Raw genomic sequence first — 22,099 nt, forward strand, 5'->3', positions numbered from 1 at the left:
AACCTGGGCCGCCAGGGCCGCCCGAGCCCGGACCACCGGCTCCCGGTGCGCCGCCGCGTCCACCCGGGCCGCCGAAGCCTCCCGGTCCCGGCGGTCGGCCGGGGCCGCCCGGGTTGCGCTGCGGCCCAGCTCCTGCCGGGCCGTGCGGCGGCGGACCGCCGGGGCCCGGCGGCGGAAGCTGGCCGGGTGGGTAGTTCTGGCCGCCCGAGCCTCGGGATTGGTTCGGATCGCCCTGCGGGTCGCCGGGTCCACCCTGTCGCCGCGTCTGGCCCGGGTCGCCGGGGACGGGGCCGGAATTCGGCGGGCTGCCGTCCGGGCCGGTCCGACGCGGTTCATTGGGTGGGTACATGCTGATGGGCTCCCCCGGTCGATCGATTACTTCCGGCATTGTCGCCGCGTCGCGACCCGGCCGCCACTTTGTTATCGCGACGCGGGTCCAGACCGACAACATCGGGCCGGGTTCGCGTCATTCCCGCCGCACTTCCGCACCAGTGTGCGCCCATCTCCGCTGGGAAGCAGGGACTTTCGCACCGGAGCGCGGTCGGCTGCCGCGACCCGGCCCTGTCGAGCGCGGTCTCGAATCGGCCGACGGTGCGGCTGGGTAGGCTCGGCGGTGATGAACGACCACGCCATTCAGTCGGCCGGGGCTCCGGATTTCGACGCCGCGATCGTCTACGCCATTCCCATGCGGACCAGGTTTCGCGGGATCACCGTGCGCGAAGGGATGTTGATTCCCGGGCCGCAGGGGTGGGGTGAGTTCTGCGCATTCGCCGAATATGACGATCGGGAGGCGGCCGCATGGCTGGCGACCGCCGTCGAACAGGCGACCGCCGGATGGCCGGAGCCGGTGCGCGATCGGGTGCCGGTGAACTGCATCGTGCCCGCGGTGGGACCGGAGCGGGCGCGGGAGATCGTGCTGGCCTCGGGATGCCGGACCGCCAAGGTGAAGGTCGCCGATCATCCGGATTCGCTTGCCGAAGACCTGGATCGGGTGGCCGCCACCCGGGAGGCGCTCGGGCCCGGCGGTGCGGTGCGGATCGATGCCAACGCGGTGTGGGATGTGGAGACCGCCGTCGAACGGATCACGCTGATCGACAAGGCCGCGGGGGGATTGGAATACGTCGAACAGCCCTGCCGCACGATCGAGGAACTGGCGCAGGTGCGGCGCAGGGTGAATGTGCGTATTGCTGCGGACGAATCCATCAGGCGCGCAGAGGATCCCATGCGCGTCGCGGTGGCGGGTGCCGCGGATGTCGCGGTGCTCAAATGCACGCCGCTGGGCGGGGTACGGCGCGCGCTTCAGGTGGCCGAGGCCGCAGGGCTGCCTGCCATCGTATCGTCGGCGCTGGAGAGCAGCGTGGGACTCGCCGCCCAGATACGTTTGGCCGCAACCCTTCCCGAGCTGGACTTCGCGTGCGGGCTGGACACGCTCTCGCTGTTCACCGGCGATCTGGTGAGCGAATCACTGCGCCCAGTGGACGGATATCTCACCGTTCCGGCCTCCCCGCCTACGCCGGATCCGGAGCTGATGGAGCGCTACCGCCACCCGGACCCGGAACGGGAACGGTGGTGGCGGCAGCGCCTCGAGCGGGTAGCGGCGCTCCTGCCATAGCGCTGTGGCCGAACGCGGTTGCGGTGTTGTGCTCAGTCGGCGATCAGGGCGTTGCGCATGCTGCCGGAGGTGGTCAGGGTGCGTTCGCGCTGGCGGCGGATGAGGTAGCGGCCCGGGGCGATACCGCTGCCGCCGTGTTCGGGGTGCAGCAGGTAGGCGGTGGCGCGGGTGTCGAGGCAGCCCAGTGCCAGGCCCTCCGGATCAGCGACTCGGGTGGTCCAGCGGCAGACGCCGGGATCGGCGACGAGGACGTGCGGGTTGGCTCCGGCCGCGCCGCGGACGATTTCGATGCCCGCGAGCGGGACCTCGGTCCAGCGATTGTCGGGGACGCGGACATTGGTGACCAGCTCGATGGGGATGACGAGCAGGTCGCCCTGGGCTTGCAGGCCCGCTACGGCCGGGACCGCGACCTGGGTTTCCAGATGGTCGAGGACGTCGACACCGGTACGGGAGGTCAGTTCGGCAAGGGTAATGGTCATGAGATCACCTCTGGTGTGAGAAGTTTCAGGTGCGGCGGAGCAGCTGTGCGTACTGCGCACCGCTCAGGCCGTAGGACCAGCCCGCGGCGGCCACGGGATTGTCGATGGTGACGGGAACATTGAGGCCGTAGCGACGACGGGTGCCGTCACGTTCCCGAGAACCGTTGACCACCAGCAGCACTCGGGTGCGATCGCGCCAATTGTCGTAGAGCCGCAGTTCCGCGCCCGGATTGCCGGGATCGGGAGCCGTGGACAGCAGGGTGAGCCCGGCCCGATCGATGAATTCGTCCCAGCCCAGCCGTTCGATGGCGGCCCGCCGCACCTCGATATTGCGCACCGCCAGCACGCGTTCCACCGTCAGATCCTTGAACACCCAGTCCGGCACGAAGGTGCCGTGCAATGCGAACACCCCTGCGCCATCGGCGAATTCGACCGCGGGACCGCTGGAATTGTGCAGCCGCGTCTCACCGAACCAGGCGACCGCCTGCGGTTCGGCATGCACCGCGACCGGACGCTCGGACAGCACACAGCGCTTCGGGCCGGGCCACCACCAGCCCGCATGCCGGGCCAGCGCCACCCACTGATCGAGCTGGTGCGCGTCGTCATCGCGGTACCGCGCCAATCCGGCGACCCGATTCAGGTCGTGAAAGGCCACGGTCCAGGTGTCGTACTGCTCGTATCCGGCGATATCGGTGCGCCGCCCGTCCGGACCGAGCAATTCGGCGCGCATCGGCCGATACATACTGTCCCGCAGTGATTCCTGCAAAGGCAGATGCACCAGATTATCCAGAATCCGAGGCGCGGAGATACCCGCCGCCAGCAATTCTCGCGGCGACATCGCGGACCATTCGTGCGCGGGCAATGACCGGCCGCGCAACCACCATTCGCGCTCGGGTTCGGTGCGTTCGATCAATCGCCGCCGCATGGCGGATTTGTTTCCGAGCAGACGCTGCAATAGCGGCCAGTTCCGAAAAGGCTGACCGGAGGCGGGAATTCCGATTCCGCCCGGTGGCCGGTCCGGATCATCGCGCAGTATTTCCACCGCCGCCGCGGGCGAGGGCACCCAGACGAACTCCGGTGGCGGTGCGCCGACCAGCGCATACAGCTCGGTGACGGCACGCTGTGCGATATCCCGATCGGCGGATGCGGTGGACAGACCGGTCCGCAGCCATTCATCGCGTAATCGGCACGCGAATTCGACGGGTTCTACCAGGGAAACCCCACGGGCTCTGGGCCGGCGCGGGGTGGCGACCGCGGTCACCGCTCGAAGGCGGTGGCCGCCTTTCCATAGAAGGAGATCATGAATCCGATCATGGCATCGAATTCGCGTCGCCGCAAGCGCGATCCGGCCGGGCGCTCAAAGTACGCGCACACCACAGGAATACATGGTGGTGCGCAGCAACAGCGCGGCTTCCGGTCCGACGACACCGTCGACGAGCTCGATATAGCGGCCGCAGAATTCCGGCCCGTGCGGCGCGGTCAGGGCGTGGTCGGCGTCCAGATGGTGCGCGAGTTCGTGCAGAATCACCAATTCCCGCAGCGCCCAGGCTTTTCCGTGCAGATGCAGGGGTACCGCGAGTACCGCGTCGTCGGCCTCGTAGTGCGCGGCCCGCGCTCCGGACCGCGCCCGCACCGTGACCGGCACATCGGCCCGTTTCCACTGGGCGGCAACCCAATTCAGCGTGAGGACCCGATCCACGTAGTTCTGCACGGACTCCACCGACGCGAACTTTCGTTCCACCGGCAATGTCACCTGTGATCCGAGCACCTCCACGGTGCGCACCCCGAACTCGTCGGCACGCTCGAAAGCACCGCGCACCAGCATTTCCGCGTCGTACACCTGTGACCGCTGCGAGTCACGCACGGCGGAGGTCAGCCCTCACCGCGCGGTAATTGCCCACGGCCCGCACCCAATTCGGGCGCGGTGCCCAGACGGGCGGCACGACCGGCGCGATCACCGGCGCGCCGGGCGGCGGCCGAATAGCCCGCCGACGCCTGCGGTCCGCGCCAGGTTCCGCGCGCCTCGGAGGTGCTGGAGTAGAAGTCCGTGAGCTCCAGCTCCTTATTGCGCAGCGCGAGAGCCGTTCCGGTGGAGCGGGTTTCGGTCCGCACCGCCTCGGCCTCCACCTCGGTTTTGACCTCGGCCAGGCGGCGGCCGATGCGCGCCGCGAAGGCCATCTGGAAATTCAGGCGCGCGGTCACCGCCGCGACCGGAGCCTGCACGCGCTTCTGGATCGTGCGGCCCCAGCGGGTTTCGGCGACGATCTTCTCGGTGGTGGCACTCTTGTAGGCCCCGGATTTGATGTACTGATCCGACGCCCGCACCATCTGCACCAGCAGGCTGCCGTACAGCGCCTCGCAGGTGTCGATATCGGAGTCGAACCCGTACGCGTAGACCGTCGTCGAGGACCGCGCCACATCGCAGCGCACATCATTGGCCGCAGCGATCGCCACGAACAGCTGCACGTAGGTGCGCAACCCCTTCTTGCCCGGCTCACCGATCGGGATCACCCGCTGAATCGGCGTCGGCCGCCGCTCCCGGCTCGCGATATGCGCCCGCGCGACGGTGAGATCCACCGAGGACCGGGTGGCGAGCTTCTGTGCGGCCGCCAGGAACGCCTCGGCCTCATGCTCGTTATCGGTCGACTCGGCCTGGCGCAGCAGCCCGCCGATACGTGTCAGTAACTTGTCCGTGCTCAATTTGCCCTCCGCTTCGCTACGGGCAGGTTCGCGGCCCCGGGAAGTCTCACTTCTTCCCTCCCTCCGCTCCTCCGCTTCGCTCCCCCGCTCCACTCAGTCCAGAAGCGAGACGGGCCGCGAACGCTAAGGTAGCTCCGGCGAACGTTAACGCAACCATGTATCTTCCCTTGTGCAACCGGCTGAGTGTGCTGCCGCTCACGTCTCGACCCTGGAGTATCCGCGATGGTTTTGAAGAAGGTGTCGTCCCTACGATCGTCGCTCGTCCCGCGCGCCGCGGTGGCTGTCACCTCGGCCGCGCTGTTGACCGCGACATTCGCCGCGGGTTGCTCGAGCGACTCGGGGAGCAACGCCGCCTCGCAGAACCTGACCGGGCGCGGCCCGATCACCTACGTCGAGGGCAAGGACACCACCGAAACCGGTGCGGTCAAACAGCTCATCGACCGGTGGAACACCGCGCACCCGGATGAGAAGGTGACGTTCAAGGAGCAATCCAACGACGCCTCCCAGCAGTACGACGATCTGAAGCAGCACCTGCAGGCCAAGTCCTCGGACTACGACGTGGTCGCGCTCGACGTGCCGTGGACCGCCGAATTCGCCGCGCAGGGCTGGATCCAGCCGCTGAAGGACTCCTTCGCGATCGACACCTCCACCCTGCTGTCGCCGCCGGTCGCCTCGGCCACCTACAACGGCACCCTGTACGCCGCACCGCGAAACACCAACGGCGGCCTGCTGTTCTACCGCAAGGACCTGTCCCCCGAACCGCCCAAGACCTGGACCGAACTGCTGGCCCAGTGCCCCAAGGCCAAGGAAGCCGGAATCGGCTGCTACGCCGGGCAGTTCGCGCCCTACGAGGGCCTGACCGTGAACACCGCCGAGGTCATCAACGCCTTCGGCGGCAGCTTCGTCGGCCCGGACGGCAAGACCCCCACCGTGAACACCCCGCAGGCCAAGGCCGGCCTGCAGGTGCTGGTGGACTCGTACAAGAACGGCGATATCCCGAAGGAAGGCATTTCCTTCAAGGAGCCGGAATCGCAGAACGCGTTCGTCACCGGCAAGCTCATGTTCATGCGCGGCTGGCCGTCGTCCTTCGGTGACGCGGGCTCGGACGCCTCCGCGGTCAAGGACAAGTTCGGTGTCGCCCCGCTGCCCGGTAAGGACGGCATCGGCGCCTCCACCCTCGGTGGCTACAACGCGGCCATCTCCACGTTCTCCAAGAACAAGGCCACCGCGCTGGACTTCCTGCGCTACCTGATCAGCGAGGACGCCCAGCACATCATCGCCCAGGGTGCGCTGCCGTCCGTGCGCGCCTCGGTCTACGACGATCCGGCGCTGATCGCCAAGATGCCGTACCTGCCCGCGCTGAAGGATTCCATCGCCTCCGCCGTGCCGCGTCCGGTCACCCCGTTCTACCCGGCGGTGTCGAAGGCCATCCAGGACAACGCATATGCTGCGCTGACCGGTACGAAGTCCGTCGACGACGCCATTGTCGGAATGCAGAAGGGCATCGAGACCGCCGGTTCGTAGTACGACGAGTCCGTCCCCGTAGGAGAAGATAAACGGTGTCACGTCCTTCGGGAGCGACCGATGTCGCGACGCCCGACCTGCCTGGCAAGCCCGTGAAACCCGCACCGCCGCAAGGTAAACGCCGATTCGCCCCGGGCGGATCGGCCAAACCGTGGCTGTTCGTCACGCCCGTGTTGCTCGCCCTGGCCGTCGTGGTCGGGTATCCGGTGGTCCGCGCGGTGTACATGTCCTTCCAGAAGGACGCCGGACTGGACAAGTCCACCGGCATGTTCACCAAGGGCGGCAGCGCCGGATTCGACAATTACACGCACTGGCTGCTGCAGCAGTGCACCAATTCGCTCGGCGAGACGGTCGACTGCCCCACCGGCAATCTCGGCTCGCAGTTCTGGCTGGCCATCGGCGTCACGCTGTTCTTCACCGTGGTGACCGTGACCCTGGAGGCCACCATCGGCCTGGGCATGGCCGTCATCATGGGCAAGACGTTCAAGGGCCGCGCCCTGCTGCGCGCCGCCGTGCTGATTCCGTGGGCCATCCCGACCGCCGTCACGGCGCGCCTGTGGGAGTTCATGTTCCAGTACGACGGCGTGGTGAACCGGGTGTTCGGCACCCACATCCTGTGGACCGCCGACCAGTGGCCCTCGCGTTTCGCGGTCATCATCGCCGACGTGTGGAAGACCACCCCGTTCATGGCGCTGCTGATTCTGGCCGGGCTGCAGGTCATTCCGGCCGATGTGTACGAGGCGGCCAAGGTCGACGGCGCGTCCGCCTGGCAGCGCTTCACCCAGATCACGCTGCCGCTGCTCAAGCCCGCACTGCTGGTGGCGGTGCTGTTCCGCACCATGGACGCGCTGCGCATGTACGACCTGCCCGCGATCCTGACCCAGTCCAATCCGAACACCCGCACCATCTCGATGCTGGTGGTCGATCAGGTGCGCCAGGGTCCCAACAGCGCCTCGGCGCTGTCGGTGATCACCTTCTTCCTCATCTTCGCGGTGGCGTTCCTGCTGGTGAAGGTGCTGGGCGCCAACGCGGTTCGCACCCAGGAAGCACAGCGGGAGGCGCACTGATGAGCATCGATATGAGTAAAGCGCCCGCCGCCCCCGTGAAAAAGCCGGTGGCGCAGTCGGTCCCGTGGACCAAGCGACTCGCCTCCGGCCGCGTCTACCTCGGCGCGCTGATCGTGCTGGTGTGGGGCCTGGGCCCGTTCTACTGGATGGTCGTCACCGCACTGCGCGATCCGGCCTACACCTTCGACAACACCCCGTGGCCCACGCACGTCACCTTCGACAACTTCCGCGACGCGTTCAGCACCGATCGCGGCAACGACTTCGGGCGCGCACTGCTGAACAGCGTGGTCATCGGATCGGTGACCACCCTGGTGGCGTTGGTGCTCGGTGTCATGGCGGCTTACGCCCTGGCGCGCTTGACCTTCCGCGGTCAGTACGTGGTCTCCGGGCTCATTCTGAGCGCGTCCATGTTCCCGGTCGTGGTGCTGGTGACACCGCTGTTCCAGCTGTTCACCGACCTCGGCTGGATCGGGCACTACCAGGCCATGATCATCCCGAACATCTCGTTCGTGCTGCCCATGACCGTGTACATCCTGGCCTCGTTCTTCACCGAACTGCCCTGGGAACTCGAAGAGGCCGCGCGCATCGACGGCGCGTCCCGCTTCCAGGCGTTCCGGCTGATCATGCTGCCGCTGGCCGCGCCCGCCGTATTCACCACGGCCATCCTGGCTTTCATCGCCGCGGTGAACGAATATCTGCTGGCGCGACTGCTTTCCAGCGATAAGACCGAACCGGTCACCGTCGCGGTGGCGCGTTTCTCCGGTAATAATCCGCTGGTGCAGCCCTATGCCGCCATCATGGCGGCGGGCACCATCGTCACCATTCCGCTGGTGATCATGGTGTTGCTCTTCCAGCGCCGCATCATTTCCGGTCTCACCGCGGGCGGCGTGAAGTCCTGATCCTGACGGTAGCGTCGATTAGCATGGGTCGCGCCGCGCCTGCGGCGCTCTGACGTACACAAGCTTTTTCGACGCTCCGGAAGGAGATGATCGTGAGCTCGTCCCGCAAACGGCGCCGAAACGAACCGGCCCCGTACGCCACCATGGCAGGGTGGAACGAGCTCCCGACCGTGCCGCTGCAGCGGCAACCGTCGCACAGCAAACCGCGCCGGCGCGCGAAACCGCCGAGCAGGCCCGAATCGGCCACGCGCCCGCCGCGCACCCGCGGGCAGCGCATCCGCCGGGTGCTCGCCGCGCTGGTCGTCATCTTCCTGGTGCTGCCCGCCATGCTGCTCGGCCTCGCCTACTGGAGCGCCGAGATCCCGGATCCGTCGGCGGTGCAGACCAATCAGATCGCCACCATCCTGACCTCGGACGGCAATACCGTCATCGCGAAGGTCATTCCGCCCGAGGGCAATCGGACCCCGGTACCGCTCAGCGATGTGCCGCAGCCGATGCGATTGGCGATACTCTCGGCCGAGGACCGCAATTTCTATACCAATCCCGGATTCTCGACCACGGCGTTCCTGCGCGCGGCCCGCGACAATCTGACCGGTAAGGACGATGCGGGCGGCGGCTCCACCATCACCCAGCAATATGTGAAGAACGCCTTCCTGACCTCCGAACGCACCCTGAGCCGGAAAATGCGCGAGCTCATCATCGCCGCCAAGATGTCCAGGCAGTGGAGCAAGGACGATATTCTCGCGGCCTACCTCAACACCATTTACTACGGTCGCGGCGCGTACGGCATCTCCGCGGCCGCCAAAGCCTATTTCGGCAAACCGGTTCCGGAACTGAACCTCGGTGAGAGCGCGGTGCTGGCATCGGTGGTGCGCACCCCGTCCATCCTGGATCCGGAAACCCATCTGCCGCAGCTGCGAGCGCGCTGGGCATACGTGCTGGACGGCATGGTCGATATGGGAGTGCTCAGCCGCGCCGACCGGGCCGCCGTGCAATTCCCGGAGATCGTGCCCGCCACCGAGGTCGGCGACAATATCCCGCGTGGGCCCGAAGGGCTGATCCGCGCGCAGGTGCTGCGCGAACTGCGCGCCTCCGGGATCAGCGAGCAGGAGCTCAATACCGGTGCGCTGCAGATCTTCACGACCATCGACGCGCGGGCGCAGCAGGCCGCGCTCGGAGCGGTCGGAAACACCATGGGCGGACAGCCCGGCGAGTTACGCAGCGCGGTGGTCTCGATCGATCCGCGCTCGGGTGCGGTGCGCGCCTACTACGGCGGACCGGACGGCATCGGCTTCGACTTCGCACAGGCCCCGCTGCAAACCGGTTCCGCCTTCAAGACTTTCGCGGTGCTGGCCGCGCTTCAGCAGGGAATCTCGCTGTCCTACAAGCTCGACAGCGCACCGCTCACCGTCAACGGCGAGAAGATCCAGAACGTCGGCGGTGAATCCTGCGGCACCTGCTCGCTTGGCGAGGCGTTCAAACGCTCCCTCAACACCAGCTTCTACCGGCTCACCCAGACGCTGTTCGAAGGGCCGAAAGCCATTGCGAACGCGGCACATCAGGCCGGTATCCCCGATCAGATCCCGGGCGTCGCGGGCAAGACGCTGACCGAGGACGGCGGGCAGCCGCTGCCGTCCATCGTGCTCGGCGCGTATTCGGTGCGGCCGATCGATATGGCCTCGGCGTACGCGACCATCGCCGCCTCGGGCGCCTATCGCGCACCGTATTTCGTGCAGAAGGTGGTGACCGGGGACGGCCGGGTGCTGCTGGACCGCGGCCCCGATCCGCAGAAGGGTGAACAGCGCATCCAGACCACGGTGGCCGATACCGTCAGCCAGGCCATGCTGCCCATCGCGGCGTACTCGAACAATCACAATCTCGCCGGGCGGCCGTCCGCGGCCAAGACCGGCACCACCCAGCTCGGCGACACCGGGCAGAACAAGGATGCCTGGATGGTCGGGTTCACCCCGTCGCTGTGCACCGCGGTCTGGGTGGGAACCGAACAGTCGCAACCGATTCGGACCGCGCGCGGCGCCGCCATCTACGGTTCCGGACTGCCGTCCGATATCTGGAAGCAGACCATGGACGGCGCGTTGGACGGCTCGCCGGTGGAGCAGTTCCCGAATCCGGCCGACCTGCCCGGCGCGCCGCCCGGCAATGGCAATTACGACATTCTCAATCCGAGTCCGGGCCCGCAGCAGGAACCGGTGGTGATCATTCCGCCCGCGCCGGAGCCACGCCAGGTGGAGATATTTCCCGGCCTCAGCATCCCGGTTCCGGGCTAGTTGATCATGAATCCCGACTACCGGACCCATCCGCCCCCGGCCACGGATATTGTGGAAACGGCCACCGGTGCCATCGACTCCGGACATCGGTGGCAGGATGCGGGTTGGGAGCAGGGTGGGGTCGGAGACAGCACGAGACTTAGGGGCGACGCCGGTGGATTTCAATGTAGTTGAACGCCACGAGACGCTGGTGGCCGGAACGGTGCTACGCAGCCCGGCGCTGGCGGTCGAGGGACCGCGCCGCGCCAAGGTCGAGGAAGCCTGGAAACAGAACCTCGCCCGCAGCCTGCCCGGGCCACCCGCGACCGCGTATGTCGATCACGCGCCCGAGATCGGCTCCTATCTGACCCATATCGTCGGCTACCGCTGTGAAAGCCTGAACGACCTGCTGCCGGGCGATGTACTCGCCCGGATTCCCGCGGGCACCTTCGCGCGCTTCACCCGCTCCGGCGACAACCTGGGCGACACCATCGCCTCCATCTGGCGCACGGTATGGGATCTGGAAGCCTCGGGCACGTTGACCCGCGCGTATACCGGGGATTTCGAACGGTATCCGGATCCCCGGACCGTGGAGGTTTTCGTCGCGCTGCACGCCGGCGCGGAGGGGTAGGGGCTGTGGATTTCGAAATCATCACCCTCGACGGGTTTCTCGTCGGCGGGCTGACCATCCCGCTCGCGGGCCGCGAGGTTACCGCGCGGGATCTGGATCTGGTGAACTTCACCTGGGACCGCTATCTCGCCCGCGAGAAGAAGGCCGGGCGCGTCGCGGCCTATATCGGGCAGAACGATCACGCCGTGGCGGTTCTCGGCTATGAACTCACCGGTCTCGACGACCTCGACACCGGTGACGTCCTGACTCGAATCCCCACCGGCCGCTACGCCAAATTCGTGGTCTCGGACAAGCCCTACGACCTGCTCCGCACCGCGTGGGCGAAGGTCGCCAAGGCCGAGAACGCCGGAACCATCACCCGATCCCACACCGCCGAGATCGAGCGCTATACCGGCCCGACCTCGGTCGAGGTCTACGTCTCCCTCGACTGACGCTGCCGACAGCTTCCAAAAGCCAAGGGCGGGACCGCGAATCGCGGTCCCGCCCTTCCCTCACCCGGTGGTGATCGCTACTTACTCGGCGCCGATGATGAACGCTTCGAGCTGCTCACGGGCGACATCGTCGGCGAGCTGCTTCGGCGGGGACTTCATCAGGTAGGCCGAGGCCGGGATGACCGGTCCGCCGATGCCGCGATCGAGGGCGATCTTGGCGGCGCGGACGGCGTCGATGATGATGCCGGCCGAGTTCGGGGAGTCCCACACCTCGAGCTTGTACTCCAGGTTCAGCGGCACGTCACCGAAAGCGCGGCCCTCGAGACGCACGTACGCCCACTTGCGGTCGTCCAGCCAGCCCACGTGATCGGACGGGCCGATGTGCACGTTGCCCTCGCCCAGATCCTTCTTCAGGTTGCTGGTGACGGCCTGGGTCTTGGAGATCTTCTTGGACTCCAGGCGCTCCCGCTCGAGCATGTTCTTGAAGTCCATGTTGCCGCCGACGTTCAGCTGCATGGTGCGGTCCAGCTGCACACCGCGGTCCTCGAACAGCTTGGCCATCACGCGGTGCGTGATGGTCGCGCCGACCTGGGACTTGATGTCGTCGCCGACGATCGGGATGCCCGCGTCGACGAACTTCTGCGCCCACACCGGATCCGAGGCGATGAAGACCGGCAGCGCGTTGACGAAGGCAACGCCCGCGTCGATGGCGCACTGCGCGTAGAACTTGTCGGCCTCTTCCGAACCGACCGGAAGGTAGGAGACCAGGACGTCGACCTTGGCATCCTTGAGCGCCTTGACCACGTCGACCGGCTCGGCCTCGGACAGCTCGATGGTCTCGGCGTAGTACTTGCCGATGCCGTCCAGGGTCGGACCGCGCAGCACGGGCACATCGGCCGGCGGCACATCGGAAATCTTGATGGTGTTGTTCTCGCTGGCGAAGATCGCGTCGGAGAGGTCGAAGCCGACCTTCTTGGCGTCGACATCGAACGCGGCGACGAACTTCACATCGCGGACATGGTAGGGGCCGAACTTGACGTGCATGAGACCCGGAACGGTCGCGGTCTCGTCAGCGTCCTTGTAGTACTGCACACCCTGAACCAGGGAAGACGCGCAGTTACCCACACCTACGATGGCCACCCGAACTTCGGTGTTGTTCTCACTCATGGCCGCTATTTCCCTCTTTCTGTGGTGCCGCCTTCGTCGATTGCTCCGCAGCAATCAACTCGTTGAGCCAGCGCACTTCGCGCTCGCTTGATTCGAGACCGAGCTGATGGAGCTGGCGGGTGTAGCGATCGAGTTGCCCGCTGGCTCGTTTGATCGCTTCCCGCAGTCCTTCTCGGCGCTCTTCGACCTGCCGTCGCCGGCCTTCCAGAATCCGCATCCTCGCTTCCGCGGGGGTGCGACTGAAGAAAGCCAGGTGAACGCCGAAGCCGTCGTCGGTGTAGTTCTGTGGTCCGGTATCGGCCAGGAGTTCGGCGAACCGCTCCCGCCCGAGATCGGTCAGCTGGTAGACCCGCCGCGCACGCCGCGTGGTCAACCCCGGTGGAATCTCTTCCGCGATAAGGCGATCGGTCTGCATGCGCTTGAGGGTCGGATACAGCGACCCGTACGAGAAGGCCCGGAACGGGCCGAGCAGACCGGTGAGCCGCTTGCGCAACTCATAGCCGTGCATCGGAGATTCGAGGAGCAGCCCGAGGATTGCCAACTCGAGCACCGGGCCTCACCCCCTCCTGACTGTTGTCTTCAGACCTAACCGATGGATGCAGTTACAAACTATATCGCGCCGATATATTTAGCCACACGAAGCCGGGATCGGGGTGTCTGACGTAACCCTGAGAGTCCATCAGGGGAGTGCGAGGGGCGTGCCGCCGCAAGTACTCTGGGTCGCGTGCGAATACAGCGGCAGGTAGTGGACTATGCGCTCCGGCGCCGGTCGCTGCTGGCCGACGTCTACGCGGGCCGCGTGGACGTCTCGTCGGTGTGCGATGCGAATCCGTACCTGTTGCGTGCGGCGAAATTCCATGGGCGGGGGAGCGAGGTCACATGCCCCATCTGCCGGAAAGAGCAGTTGACTCTCGTATCGTGGGTCTACGGTGACGCTCTGGGACCGGCCGCCGGCTCCGCACGCACGCCGGAAGAGCTGATCCGGCTGGCCGAGACGCGCGAGGAGTTCTCGGTGCACGTGGTCGAGGTGTGCCGGACCTGCAGTTGGAACCATCTGGTGCAGTCCTATGTGGCGGGCCAGGCCCCCGCGCCGGGCCGCCGTCGTTCCGGCGCCCGCCGTCGCGCGGCCGAGTGAAGGGCCGCACCGACTGCTGAATACGCGGGTACACACGTGCCCGCAGCGGCCAACTGCCGCAAGGACCCACCACCCCGGGCTAGGACCGTAAGTATCGAGTAGCTATTGGAGAGCCAGGCTGTGACATCGCCCTATGACGACGGACCGCACGGCGGCCGCCCCCAGCGTGGCGGTTCGCAACCCGGCCCCGGCGGATATCCGCCGCCGCGACCGCAGGGTCCGCCGCCAGGAGCGCGCCAGCCGGGCATGGGCCCGGGACAGCCGGGCCGTCCGGCTCCCGGCGGGCAGCCCCCGCGCGGACCGCAGGGTCAGCCGATGCGCGGTCCGGTGCCGCAGGGCCAGCAGCCCCCGCGCCGTCCGGGTCCGCCGCCGCAGGGGCGGCCCAATCCGGACGCGACGCGCAAGCTGCCCGCGCCCGACGCCACCCAGAAGGTGAACACCGGCAGCCGCCAGGCCGTGCCCCCGCATCTGCAGCGGGCCGCGACTTCCGATCGCGCCGAACGGGTTTCCGACCGCAATCCGCGCGTGCAGGCTCGCGCCGGCGCGGGCGTCGCCGACCGCACCCGCAATGACGACCGCACCCGCCCGCCGTCGGGCCCGAATCCCGCGGCCGCCCGGCGTCCGCAGGGTGGCACCGCGGGCGGTCCGCCGCCGCGGCGTCCCGGCGGCGAGGGCCCCGGCGGCAGCGGAGGCGGCAGCCGTCGCCCGAAGCGCAGGTCGCCGTGGAAGATCGTCCGCCGCGTGGCGTACGTGCTGATGGCGCTGTTCCTGGTCACGCCGAGCACCATCTTCCTGATCGCCTACTCGACCGTGGACGTGCCCAAGGCCGGTGACCTGAAGACCAATCAGGTGGCCACCATGTTCATGGCGGACGGCACCTCGGTGCTGTCCAAAGTGGTTCCGCCGGAAGGCAACCGGACCGATGTGACCATCGACCAGATCCCGCCGCACGTGCGCAATGCGGTGATCGCGGCCGAGGACCGGGATTTCTACACCAATCCGGGCTTCTCCATCTCCGGCTTCGTGCGCGCCGCGCGTGACAATGTCATGGGCAAGGCCAGCGCCGGTGGTGGTTCCACCATTACGCAGCAGTATGTGAAGAACGCGCTGGTCGGTGATGAACGCTCGCTCAGCCGTAAGCTGCACGAGCTGGTCATCTCGGCCAAGATGGCGCGGCAGTGGTCCAAGGACGACATTCTCACCGCGTACCTGAACACCATTTACTTCGGCCGCGGCGCGTACGGCATCGACGCGGCGGCCAAGGCGTACTTCGGCAAGAAGGTCTCCGACCTCGATCCCTCCGAGGGCGCAATGCTGGCGGCGACGATTCAGCAGCCGTCCAACCTGGATCCGGAGAAGAACCTCAAGGGCGCGCAGACGCGATGGAACTATGTGCTCGACGGTATGGTCGCCGGCGGTAACCTGCCCGCCGCGCAGCGCGCGGGAATGCAGTACCCGCAGGTGATTCCGGCCGCGCAGGCCGCCGGTGACAAGACCATGGACAGCGGTCCGGAGGGTCTGATCAAGACTCAGGTGCTCAAGGAGCTCGAGGCCGCGGGCATCAGCGAGCACGAGCTGAACACCGAGGGTCTGCAGATCACCACCACCATTGATCAGAAGGCGCAGCAGGCGGCCGTCGATTCGGTGAACAAGACCATGGACGGTGAGCCGGACATCCTGCGCACCGCGGTGGTTTCGGTGGATCCCAAGACCGGTGCGGTGCGCGCGTACTACGGCGGTACCGACGGTCAGGGCTATGACTTCGCCAATGCCGGTCTGCCGCCGGGCTCGTCGTTCAAGGTGTTCGGCCTGGCCGAGAACCTGGAGATGGGCAAGCCGCTGTCGACGCTGTACGACTCCTCGCCGGTGACGGTGAACGGCATCAAGATCACGAACGTCGAGGGCGAGCAGTGCGGTATGTGCACCATCGCCGAGGCGCTCAAGCGGTCGCTGAACACCAGCTTCTACCGCATGATGCTGGACATGCCGGGCAACGGCCCACAGAAGATCGCCGATATGGCGCATAAGCTCGGCATCCCGGACACCATTCCGGGCGTCGGCAAGACCCTCACCGAACCGGATGGCAGCGGCCCCAATAACGGTGTCGTACTTGGTCAGTACCAGGTGCGCCCGCTCGATATGGCCTCCGCGTACGCCACCATCGCCGCCTCGGGCATGTACCGCGCGCCGCACTTCGTGCAGAAGGTCGTCACCTCGGACGGCACCGTCCTGCTCGATCGCGGCGAAACCGCGGGCGAGCAGCGGGTTTCAGCGGCCGTGGCGGATAACGTCACCGATGCCATGAAGCCCATCGCGGCCTGGTCGCGCAATCACAACCTGGCGGGCGGCCGGGATTCGGCCACCAAGACCGGTACCAACCAGCTCGGCGACACCGGCGAGAACCGCGACTCCTGGATGGTCGGGTTCACCCCCGAGCTGTCCACCGCGGTCTGGATGGGCACCGAACAGGGCGTGAAACTGCGAAATGCCAACGGCGGCATGATCTACGGCTCCGGCCTGCCCGCCGATATCTGGAAGGGCACCATGGACGGGGCGCTCAAGGGCGTGCCGAACAGCAAGTTCCCCAAGCCCGGCACCATCGCCGGACAGGCGGGCGTGCCGTCCTGGTCGGCGCCGTACACCGCGCCCTCCACCACCGATTCGCCGGTGCTGCCGCCGGTGATCACCCAGAGCCAGGTGGAAATCCTGCCGGGTATCACGATTCCGGTGCCGGGGCTGGCCCCGAATCCGCAGAACCAGCAGCGAGCGCAATCGCAGCCGACACAGGATCCGGGGGCGGGTCCGATGTCCGGTCAACCCGTCGCACCGGCAGACGGTTCACCACTGACCACCACACCCAGTACGGGCGGCGGGAACGGTAATGGGAACGGCAACGGCAATGGGAATGGCAACGGGAACGGCAATGGCAACGGGGCGCCACGCGGTCGGTAGCCTCGAGGCGTGATCGAGCAGGAAGTGACACACCGGTCGGCCGCCCTCGGCGAGCCGGCCGGTGCCGCACCGGAACCCGGCCCGTCCGAACCGGTGCGATACGTCTCCCCCGCACCGCTGGCAGCCGATCTGCGGTCGGCCGACGACCGCGACAAGCCCAGCCGCACCGATACCCTGACCGCGCAGCTGTGCGATCTGATCGGCGGGCCGGTCGGCGATCACGCGCTCATCGGACGGGTGCGATTCTGGACGCCCACGCGGGTGCTGCTGGCCTTCGCGGTGCTGTTCCTGGCGCTCAGCTGGTTCGGTAAGGCGGGCTGTATCCAGCAGGCCCCCGACGGCTCCGGCGGTATCGGCCTGGACTGGAACAACGGCCGCCAATACGTGGCCATGTGCTATTCGGACACGGTGCCGCTGTACGGCGCGGAACATTTGAACGAGGGCGCGTTCCCGTACAAGAAGCAGTGGACCGACTTCGGCTCCGACGGTAAACCGCAGACGCGCTACATGGAGTATCCGGTGCTGTCCGGGCTCTACCAGTACGGCGCCATGGGAATCGCCAAGGCGTGGAAGCAATCTCATCTGCCCGGCGCGCTGGAAGTGGTCATCTACTTCAACGTGGTCGCGGTCGGACTCGCGCTGGCGTGGCTGGTGACCATCTGGGCCTCCGCGCAATTGGCGGGGCGGCGGGTGTGGGATGCCGCGCTGGTCGCGCTGTCACCGCTGGTGCTGGTGCACGCGTTCACCAATTTCGACACCCTCGCAACGGCTTTCGCGGCCGGTGGACTACTGGCGTGGGGGCGGCGGCGACCGTGGGTGGCGGGCATACTGCTCGGGCTCGGCGGGGCGGCGAAGCTGTATCCACTGCTGCTGCTCGGCCCCATCCTGGTGCTGTGCCTGCGCGCCGAACGCTGGCACGAGGACGAAAACATCTGGGGCGGAATGCGTCCGCTGCGGGCGGGCCTGTCCGCCGTCGCCGGGGCCGTGATCACCTGGCTGGCGGTGAACGCGCCGATCGCGGTGCTCTACGGCAAGGGGTGGCGAGAGTTCTTCCGGCTCAATACCGAACGGCACGCCGATCCGGATTCGGTGTACAACGTCATCACCTCGTTCACCGGCTGGAAGGGATTCGACGGCGCGCTGGATTCCGGGGCGACCCCGACCATGCTGAACAGCGTCTCGCTGCTGCTGTTCATCGCCGCCTGCGCGGGCATCGGCTGGATCGGCTTGACCGCCGCGCGGCGGCCGCGGCTGGCGCAGTTGGCGTTTCTGGTGGTGGCGGCGTTCCTGCTCACCAATAAGGTGTGGAGCCCGCAGTATTCGCTGTGGCTGGTGCCACTGGCCGTGCTCGCGCTGCCGCAGCGCCGAATCCTGTTGGCGTGGATGACGATCGACGCGCTGGTCTGGGTGCCGCGGATGTATTACTACCTCGGCACCGACCACAAGGGCATACCCGAGCAGTGGTTCACCGGCACCGTCGCCATCCGCGATATCGCGGTGATCATCCTGTGCGGCTTGATAATCCGGCAGATCTACCACCCGGAGGACGACCCGATCCGCCGGGACGGCGTCGACGATCCGGCCGGAGGCATCCTCGACCGCGCCCCGGACCCCGACCACCCCTGGCTGCCGCCACTGCTGAGGCCACGCCCGGCCGCAATCACCTAGTGCGACAACAGAATCCCCGCCCTCAACCGAGAGCGGGGATTCTCGTATCCGGCCTTCAGTGCAGGAAGCGGCCGAGCTGGGGTACGGCCTCGCCCGGGTGCTTGGCCTGGAAGCCTTCGCCGAGCGCTTCCAGTTTCCAGTCCTGGGTGCCGCCCTGGCGGTAGACCTTGGCCATCGCCATACCGGTGAAGGACATGCCGCCCGTCATCGTGTAGCGCGCCAGTTCGGCGTTGTTGGTGCCGTCCACCATGCGGCAGAAGGCATTCGCCACCTGTTCGAAGGTGTGACCCTTGTACGAGGTGACGATGAACAGCAGCGTGGTGACGTGCGTCGGGATGCGGGTCAGGTCGACCACGATCACCTCGTCGTCGCCCTCGCCCTCACCGGTGAGGTTATCGCCCTGATGCCGGATCGAACCGTCCTTGGAGGCCAGGCTGCCGTAGTAGACGACATCGACCGGGCTCATATCGGCGAACAGCACCACCGAGGCGTCCAGATCGATATCGGGCGCGCGGTTTCCGAACATGCCGCCGCGCTTGACCGGATCCCAGCCCAGGCCCATCTTCACGTAGCTGAGGGCGCCGCCGCCCTCCTTGCGCAGATTGATGCGCTGGCCCTTGACCAGGCTCACCGACTGCCCCTTGGGCAGATCGCGATCCGCGCTGGGATCGGTGGCGGGACTGTAGGCGGGCGGCGCACCGCCGCCCTGCGGCGGATACCCCTGTGCCGGAGGCGGATAGCCCCCGGCGGGCGGCGGATAACCGCCCGCGGGCGCGGCCTGCTCGGGATACCCGCCCGTGGGCGCGGCCACCGGAGCGGGCTGGGACTGCGCCTGATTCACCTGCACGCCGTGATCGGTGACCAGCGCGGCGAATCCGCCCGCGTAGCCCTGTCCGACCGCGCGCACCTTCCAACCGCCCTGGCGCCGATACACTTCCAGCGCGATGACGATGGATTCGGTGTCCAGGCCCTCGATCCGGTACTCGAACAACGGATTTCCGCCGAGATCCGAGACCACGGCGACCGGCGCGGGCAGCCGCCCGAAGTTGTTGCCCGCCTCGTCCAGGGTGATCACGGCACGAATCTGCTCGATCCCGGCGGGCACCGCGCCCAGTGAGATCATCAGCGCGGCAGGCTGGCCGGACGAACCCGGTTGCAGGTTCACCCCCGGTCCGCTGGGCTGATTGAAGAACACGAAATCGGCGTCCGAGCGGACCTTGCCGTGCTCGGTGACCAGGAGTGCGGACAGATCCGCGGGCGCGGCGATCTGCACGCTGATCACCACATCGTTCACATTCAAAGGACCGTTCTGGCCCTTCACCAATGCTGCGGACAAGGTCGACCCTTCGCTTGTCGGTGTTGTCGCTGCCACTCTACGAGAAATAGACGACCACGGGCGGCCACCCGATCGGTTAGGGTTGCCCGCAAGTTTCGAGTACGGGGAAATCCATTGGCGCAGCTGTTCGAGAAGTCCAAAAAGGTGATCGAGGCGCACCTGTCCGGAACCAGCCTGCGGGCGATCTCCGGGTCCATGGTCGCCTACGAGGGCAATGTGCAGTTCAAGAGCGCCGGTTTCGGCGGCGGTGACGGCCTGGTCGCGGGCATCAAACGCCGCGCGACCGGCGAATCGCTCTCGCTCATGGAGTGTTCCGGGCAGGGCCGGGTGTTCTTCGCGGTCAACGGCCAGCACGTGACCGTGGTGGATATCAACAACGAGACCTTGCAGGTGGAGTCGCAGCAGCTGCTGGCGTTCGCCGGAAACCTGCGCACCAATGTGAGTTTCGCGGGTCTGCGCGGCGCGACCACGGGCGCGGGCCTGTTCACCACCACGGTGAGCGGTCAGGGTCAGGTGGCGCTGCTGTCGGCCGGTGGCCCGCTGATTCATCTGGAGGTGTCGCCGCAGTACCCGCTGGTGGTCGATCCGGATGCGTTCGTGGCCGCGCGCGGCAATCTGAATCAGTCCTTCGTCACCGACGTGTCGTGGCGCGATGTGATGGGTCAGGGTGGCGGGGAGGCGTTCTCGCTGCGCTGGGACGGGCAGGGCGTGGTGTTGATCCAGCCCGCCGAACGGTAGGGGCGAGAACATGTTCGAACAGGTCAACGCGAAAGTCGTGAAGGTCAATGTCGCGCAGTCCGGTGGTGTGATCGCGCGCACCGGGGCGATGCTCTTCTACACCGGCGATGTGTCGTTCTCACCGCATCAGGTGCCCGGCGCGGGCGCGATGGGCGGTATGAGCGGGCTCGCCGGTATGGCCGGGCGCATGATGGCCGGTGAGCACGAGCGCACCATGCTGGCGCAGGGCAACGGTGAAGTGCATTACGGCTTCGCGGGTTTGGAGACCCACGTGGTGCAGATGCAGCCGGGCGCGGTGCTGCGCGTGGAAGCCTCGCGGCTGCTCGCCAGTACCGCCGGATTACAGAGTTCGGTTGTCTCGGTGGCGAGTTCGGGCGGCGGCTCGGGCGGTCGCGGTGGCGGCCTGATGGGCGCGCTGCGCGGCGCGGCGAGCGGAATGCTCACCGGCGCGGGCATGTTCACCACCCAGCTGTCCGGGCAGGGCAGTGCCGTCTTGCTCGCGCACGGTGGGTTCTTCGAACTACCGGTCGGCGGGCAGTACCCCGTCGTCGTCGACCCGCAGGCTTTCGTAGCGGCCTACGGGAATGTGCAGACGGAATTGAAAACCGCGTTGAGCTGGCGGGACGCGGTCGGCCGCGGGTCCGGTGAGGCTATGCAATTGCACTGCGCCGGCCAGGGCGTCGTGTACGTGCAAGCCTCCGAACAGAAGCTGTGAGACTGCCATGAGCACCCTTCTCAATCCGATGAATCTTGTTGAAAGCGATAATCTTCCGGGCAACGATTATGCCTACAGCATTGATCTGCGCCAACCGTGGTTCATGCGCCGGGGAGCGATGATCGCCTACTACGGGCAAATGGAGTTCCGGGCGCTGACTCATGGACTGCAGGGCGGGTTGCTACACATGGTGTCGCAACAGTTTTCAGCTCCATTATTCACCGGTGACTACGTGATTGCCGAAGGTCACGGAAAATTGATCATCGGCGATCGTGGTTACAACATCAACTCCTATGACCTGGACGAGGGCAATCTCACCATCCGTGCCGCGAATTTGCTGGCATTCGAACCGGGTCTGTCGCTGAATCAGTCCATCGTGCCCGGTTTTCTCACGCTCATCGGCACCGGCAGGTTCCTGGCGTCCTCCAACGGACCGGTCATGTTCGCCGAACCGCCGCTGCGGGTGGACCCGGAAGCGCTCGTCGGCTGGGCCGACTGCCCGTCGCCGAGTCATCATTACGACCAGCGCTGGGTATCGGGTTTCCTGGCCGCGGGGGCCGCGCGATTCGGCGTGAACTCAGGTGAGGAACGGCAATTCGACTTCACCGGCGCGGGTACGGTGCTCATCCAGTCCAGCGAGAAGATCATGGACGACTCGCATCTGGTGCGCACCATCGAGGGTCAGTTGCAGAGCGGCATCACCCCGACCGGCCTGCAGCGCATCCAGAGCGTGGTCACACAGCAACTGGGCGGCCAGCAGAGCTACTGAGCGCGTGACCGA

Annotated in this window: 20 protein-coding genes; 13 read left to right on the plus strand and 7 right to left on the minus strand. The window is 66.9% G+C overall.

Annotation, left to right across the window (positions count from 1 at the left end):
- Nucleotides 1-616 precede the first annotated feature (616 nt).
- On the plus strand, nt 617-1,612 hold the full coding sequence (locus tag ACFC0O_RS23525; RefSeq protein WP_375961219.1) for an o-succinylbenzoate synthase: 996 nt from the start codon (nt 617-619) through the stop codon (nt 1,610-1,612).
- Nucleotides 1,613-1,644: 32 nt separating this feature from the next.
- Here the strand turns inward: ACFC0O_RS23525 and ACFC0O_RS23530 are convergent, their stop codons facing one another.
- From ACFC0O_RS23530 to ACFC0O_RS23545, 4 genes are all read right to left on the minus strand, one after another.
- On the minus strand, nt 1,645-2,091 hold the full coding sequence (locus tag ACFC0O_RS23530; protein ID WP_375961222.1) for a hypothetical protein: 447 nt from the start codon (nt 2,089-2,091) through the stop codon (nt 1,645-1,647).
- Nucleotides 2,092-2,116: 25 nt separating this feature from the next.
- A complete protein-coding gene (locus tag ACFC0O_RS23535; RefSeq protein ID WP_375961225.1) occupies nt 2,117-3,352 on the minus strand; it encodes a DUF6745 domain-containing protein in 1,236 nt (411 codons plus the stop codon).
- Between the two features lie 96 nt (nt 3,353-3,448).
- Entirely contained in the window at nt 3,449-3,955 is a 507-nt protein-coding gene (locus ACFC0O_RS23540; RefSeq protein WP_375961227.1) for a TIGR04338 family metallohydrolase, read from the minus strand.
- 8 nt (nt 3,956-3,963) lie between these two features.
- Nucleotides 3,964-4,791 carry a DUF2786 domain-containing protein gene (locus tag ACFC0O_RS23545; protein ID WP_375961229.1) on the minus strand — a complete coding sequence of 276 codons (828 nt, stop codon included), beginning with the start codon at nt 4,789-4,791 and terminating at the stop codon, nt 3,964-3,966.
- A 222-nt stretch (nt 4,792-5,013) separates the two neighbouring features.
- Between ACFC0O_RS23545 and ACFC0O_RS23550 the strand changes: the two genes are divergently transcribed.
- From ACFC0O_RS23550 to ACFC0O_RS23575, 6 genes are all read left to right on the plus strand, one after another.
- Nucleotides 5,014-6,315: an ABC transporter substrate-binding protein gene (locus ACFC0O_RS23550; RefSeq protein WP_364636534.1), complete on the plus strand. Its 1,302-nt coding sequence runs from the start codon at nt 5,014-5,016 to the stop codon at nt 6,313-6,315.
- 92 nt (nt 6,316-6,407) lie between these two features.
- Complete coding sequence (locus ACFC0O_RS23555) at nt 6,408-7,382, plus strand: sugar ABC transporter permease (protein ID WP_364637916.1); 975 nt, start codon at nt 6,408-6,410, stop codon at nt 7,380-7,382.
- The gene (locus tag ACFC0O_RS23560) at nt 7,382-8,281 is read left to right on the plus strand and encodes a carbohydrate ABC transporter permease (protein WP_375961231.1); all 900 of its coding nucleotides are present in this window, start codon (nt 7,382-7,384) and stop codon (nt 8,279-8,281) included. Before ACFC0O_RS23555 ends, ACFC0O_RS23560 begins: the two co-directional genes overlap by 1 nt.
- Before the next feature lie 86 nt (nt 8,282-8,367).
- Nucleotides 8,368-10,566 (plus strand): transglycosylase domain-containing protein, encoded by a 2,199-nt coding sequence (locus tag ACFC0O_RS23565; RefSeq protein ID WP_375961234.1) that lies wholly within the window; start codon nt 8,368-8,370, stop codon nt 10,564-10,566.
- A 154-nt stretch (nt 10,567-10,720) separates the two neighbouring features.
- Nucleotides 10,721-11,176, plus strand: a complete 456-nt coding sequence (locus tag ACFC0O_RS23570) for a GyrI-like domain-containing protein (RefSeq protein ID WP_364636540.1) — start codon at nt 10,721-10,723, stop codon at nt 11,174-11,176.
- A gap of 5 nt (nt 11,177-11,181) precedes the next feature.
- Nucleotides 11,182-11,607 (plus strand): GyrI-like domain-containing protein, encoded by a 426-nt coding sequence (locus tag ACFC0O_RS23575; protein ID WP_375961237.1) that lies wholly within the window; start codon nt 11,182-11,184, stop codon nt 11,605-11,607.
- Nucleotides 11,608-11,688: 81 nt separating this feature from the next.
- On the opposite strand, the gene ACFC0O_RS23580 is transcribed toward ACFC0O_RS23575, so the two are convergent.
- Both ACFC0O_RS23580 and ACFC0O_RS23585 read right to left on the minus strand, forming a co-directional pair.
- Nucleotides 11,689-12,774, minus strand: a complete 1,086-nt coding sequence (locus ACFC0O_RS23580; protein WP_364636544.1) for an inositol-3-phosphate synthase — start codon at nt 12,772-12,774, stop codon at nt 11,689-11,691.
- Complete coding sequence (locus ACFC0O_RS23585) at nt 12,767-13,324, minus strand: PadR family transcriptional regulator (protein ID WP_364636546.1); 558 nt, start codon at nt 13,322-13,324, stop codon at nt 12,767-12,769. Before ACFC0O_RS23585 ends, ACFC0O_RS23580 begins: the two co-directional genes overlap by 8 nt.
- Nucleotides 13,325-13,498: 174 nt before the next feature.
- Here ACFC0O_RS23585 and ACFC0O_RS23590 point away from each other — a divergent pair, with 174 nt between their 5' ends.
- The 3 genes from ACFC0O_RS23590 (at nt 13,499) to ACFC0O_RS23600 (ending at nt 18,529) form a co-directional block, all read left to right on the plus strand.
- Entirely contained in the window at nt 13,499-13,909 is a 411-nt protein-coding gene (locus ACFC0O_RS23590; RefSeq protein ID WP_364636548.1) for a DUF5318 domain-containing protein, read from the plus strand.
- A gap of 756 nt (nt 13,910-14,665) precedes the next feature.
- Nucleotides 14,666-16,861 carry a transglycosylase domain-containing protein gene (locus ACFC0O_RS23595; protein ID WP_375963767.1) on the plus strand — a complete coding sequence of 732 codons (2,196 nt, stop codon included), beginning with the start codon at nt 14,666-14,668 and terminating at the stop codon, nt 16,859-16,861.
- 93 nt (nt 16,862-16,954) lie between these two features.
- Complete coding sequence (locus ACFC0O_RS23600) at nt 16,955-18,529, plus strand: glycosyltransferase family 87 protein (RefSeq protein WP_375963769.1); 1,575 nt, start codon at nt 16,955-16,957, stop codon at nt 18,527-18,529.
- 55 nt (nt 18,530-18,584) lie between these two features.
- Here the strand turns inward: ACFC0O_RS23600 and ACFC0O_RS23605 are convergent, their stop codons facing one another.
- Complete coding sequence (locus tag ACFC0O_RS23605) at nt 18,585-19,865, minus strand: TerD family protein (RefSeq protein WP_375961241.1); 1,281 nt, start codon at nt 19,863-19,865, stop codon at nt 18,585-18,587.
- 114 nt (nt 19,866-19,979) lie between these two features.
- Between ACFC0O_RS23605 and ACFC0O_RS23610 the strand changes: the two genes are divergently transcribed.
- Genes ACFC0O_RS23610 through ACFC0O_RS23620 form a run of 3 tightly spaced genes read left to right on the plus strand, consistent with a single transcriptional unit; the run spans nt 19,980 to nt 22,087 of the window.
- On the plus strand, nt 19,980-20,603 hold the full coding sequence (locus ACFC0O_RS23610; RefSeq protein ID WP_364636552.1) for an AIM24 family protein: 624 nt from the start codon (nt 19,980-19,982) through the stop codon (nt 20,601-20,603).
- A gap of 10 nt (nt 20,604-20,613) precedes the next feature.
- Nucleotides 20,614-21,318 (plus strand): AIM24 family protein, encoded by a 705-nt coding sequence (locus ACFC0O_RS23615; protein ID WP_375961244.1) that lies wholly within the window; start codon nt 20,614-20,616, stop codon nt 21,316-21,318.
- 7 nt (nt 21,319-21,325) lie between these two features.
- On the plus strand, nt 21,326-22,087 hold the full coding sequence (locus ACFC0O_RS23620; protein WP_375961246.1) for an AIM24 family protein: 762 nt from the start codon (nt 21,326-21,328) through the stop codon (nt 22,085-22,087).
- The last annotated feature ends 12 nt before the right edge of the window (nt 22,088-22,099 follow it).

This window comes from Nocardia sp. NPDC056100, from assembly GCF_042266325.1.
Classification (GTDB): Bacteria; Actinomycetota; Actinomycetes; order Mycobacteriales; family Mycobacteriaceae; genus Nocardia.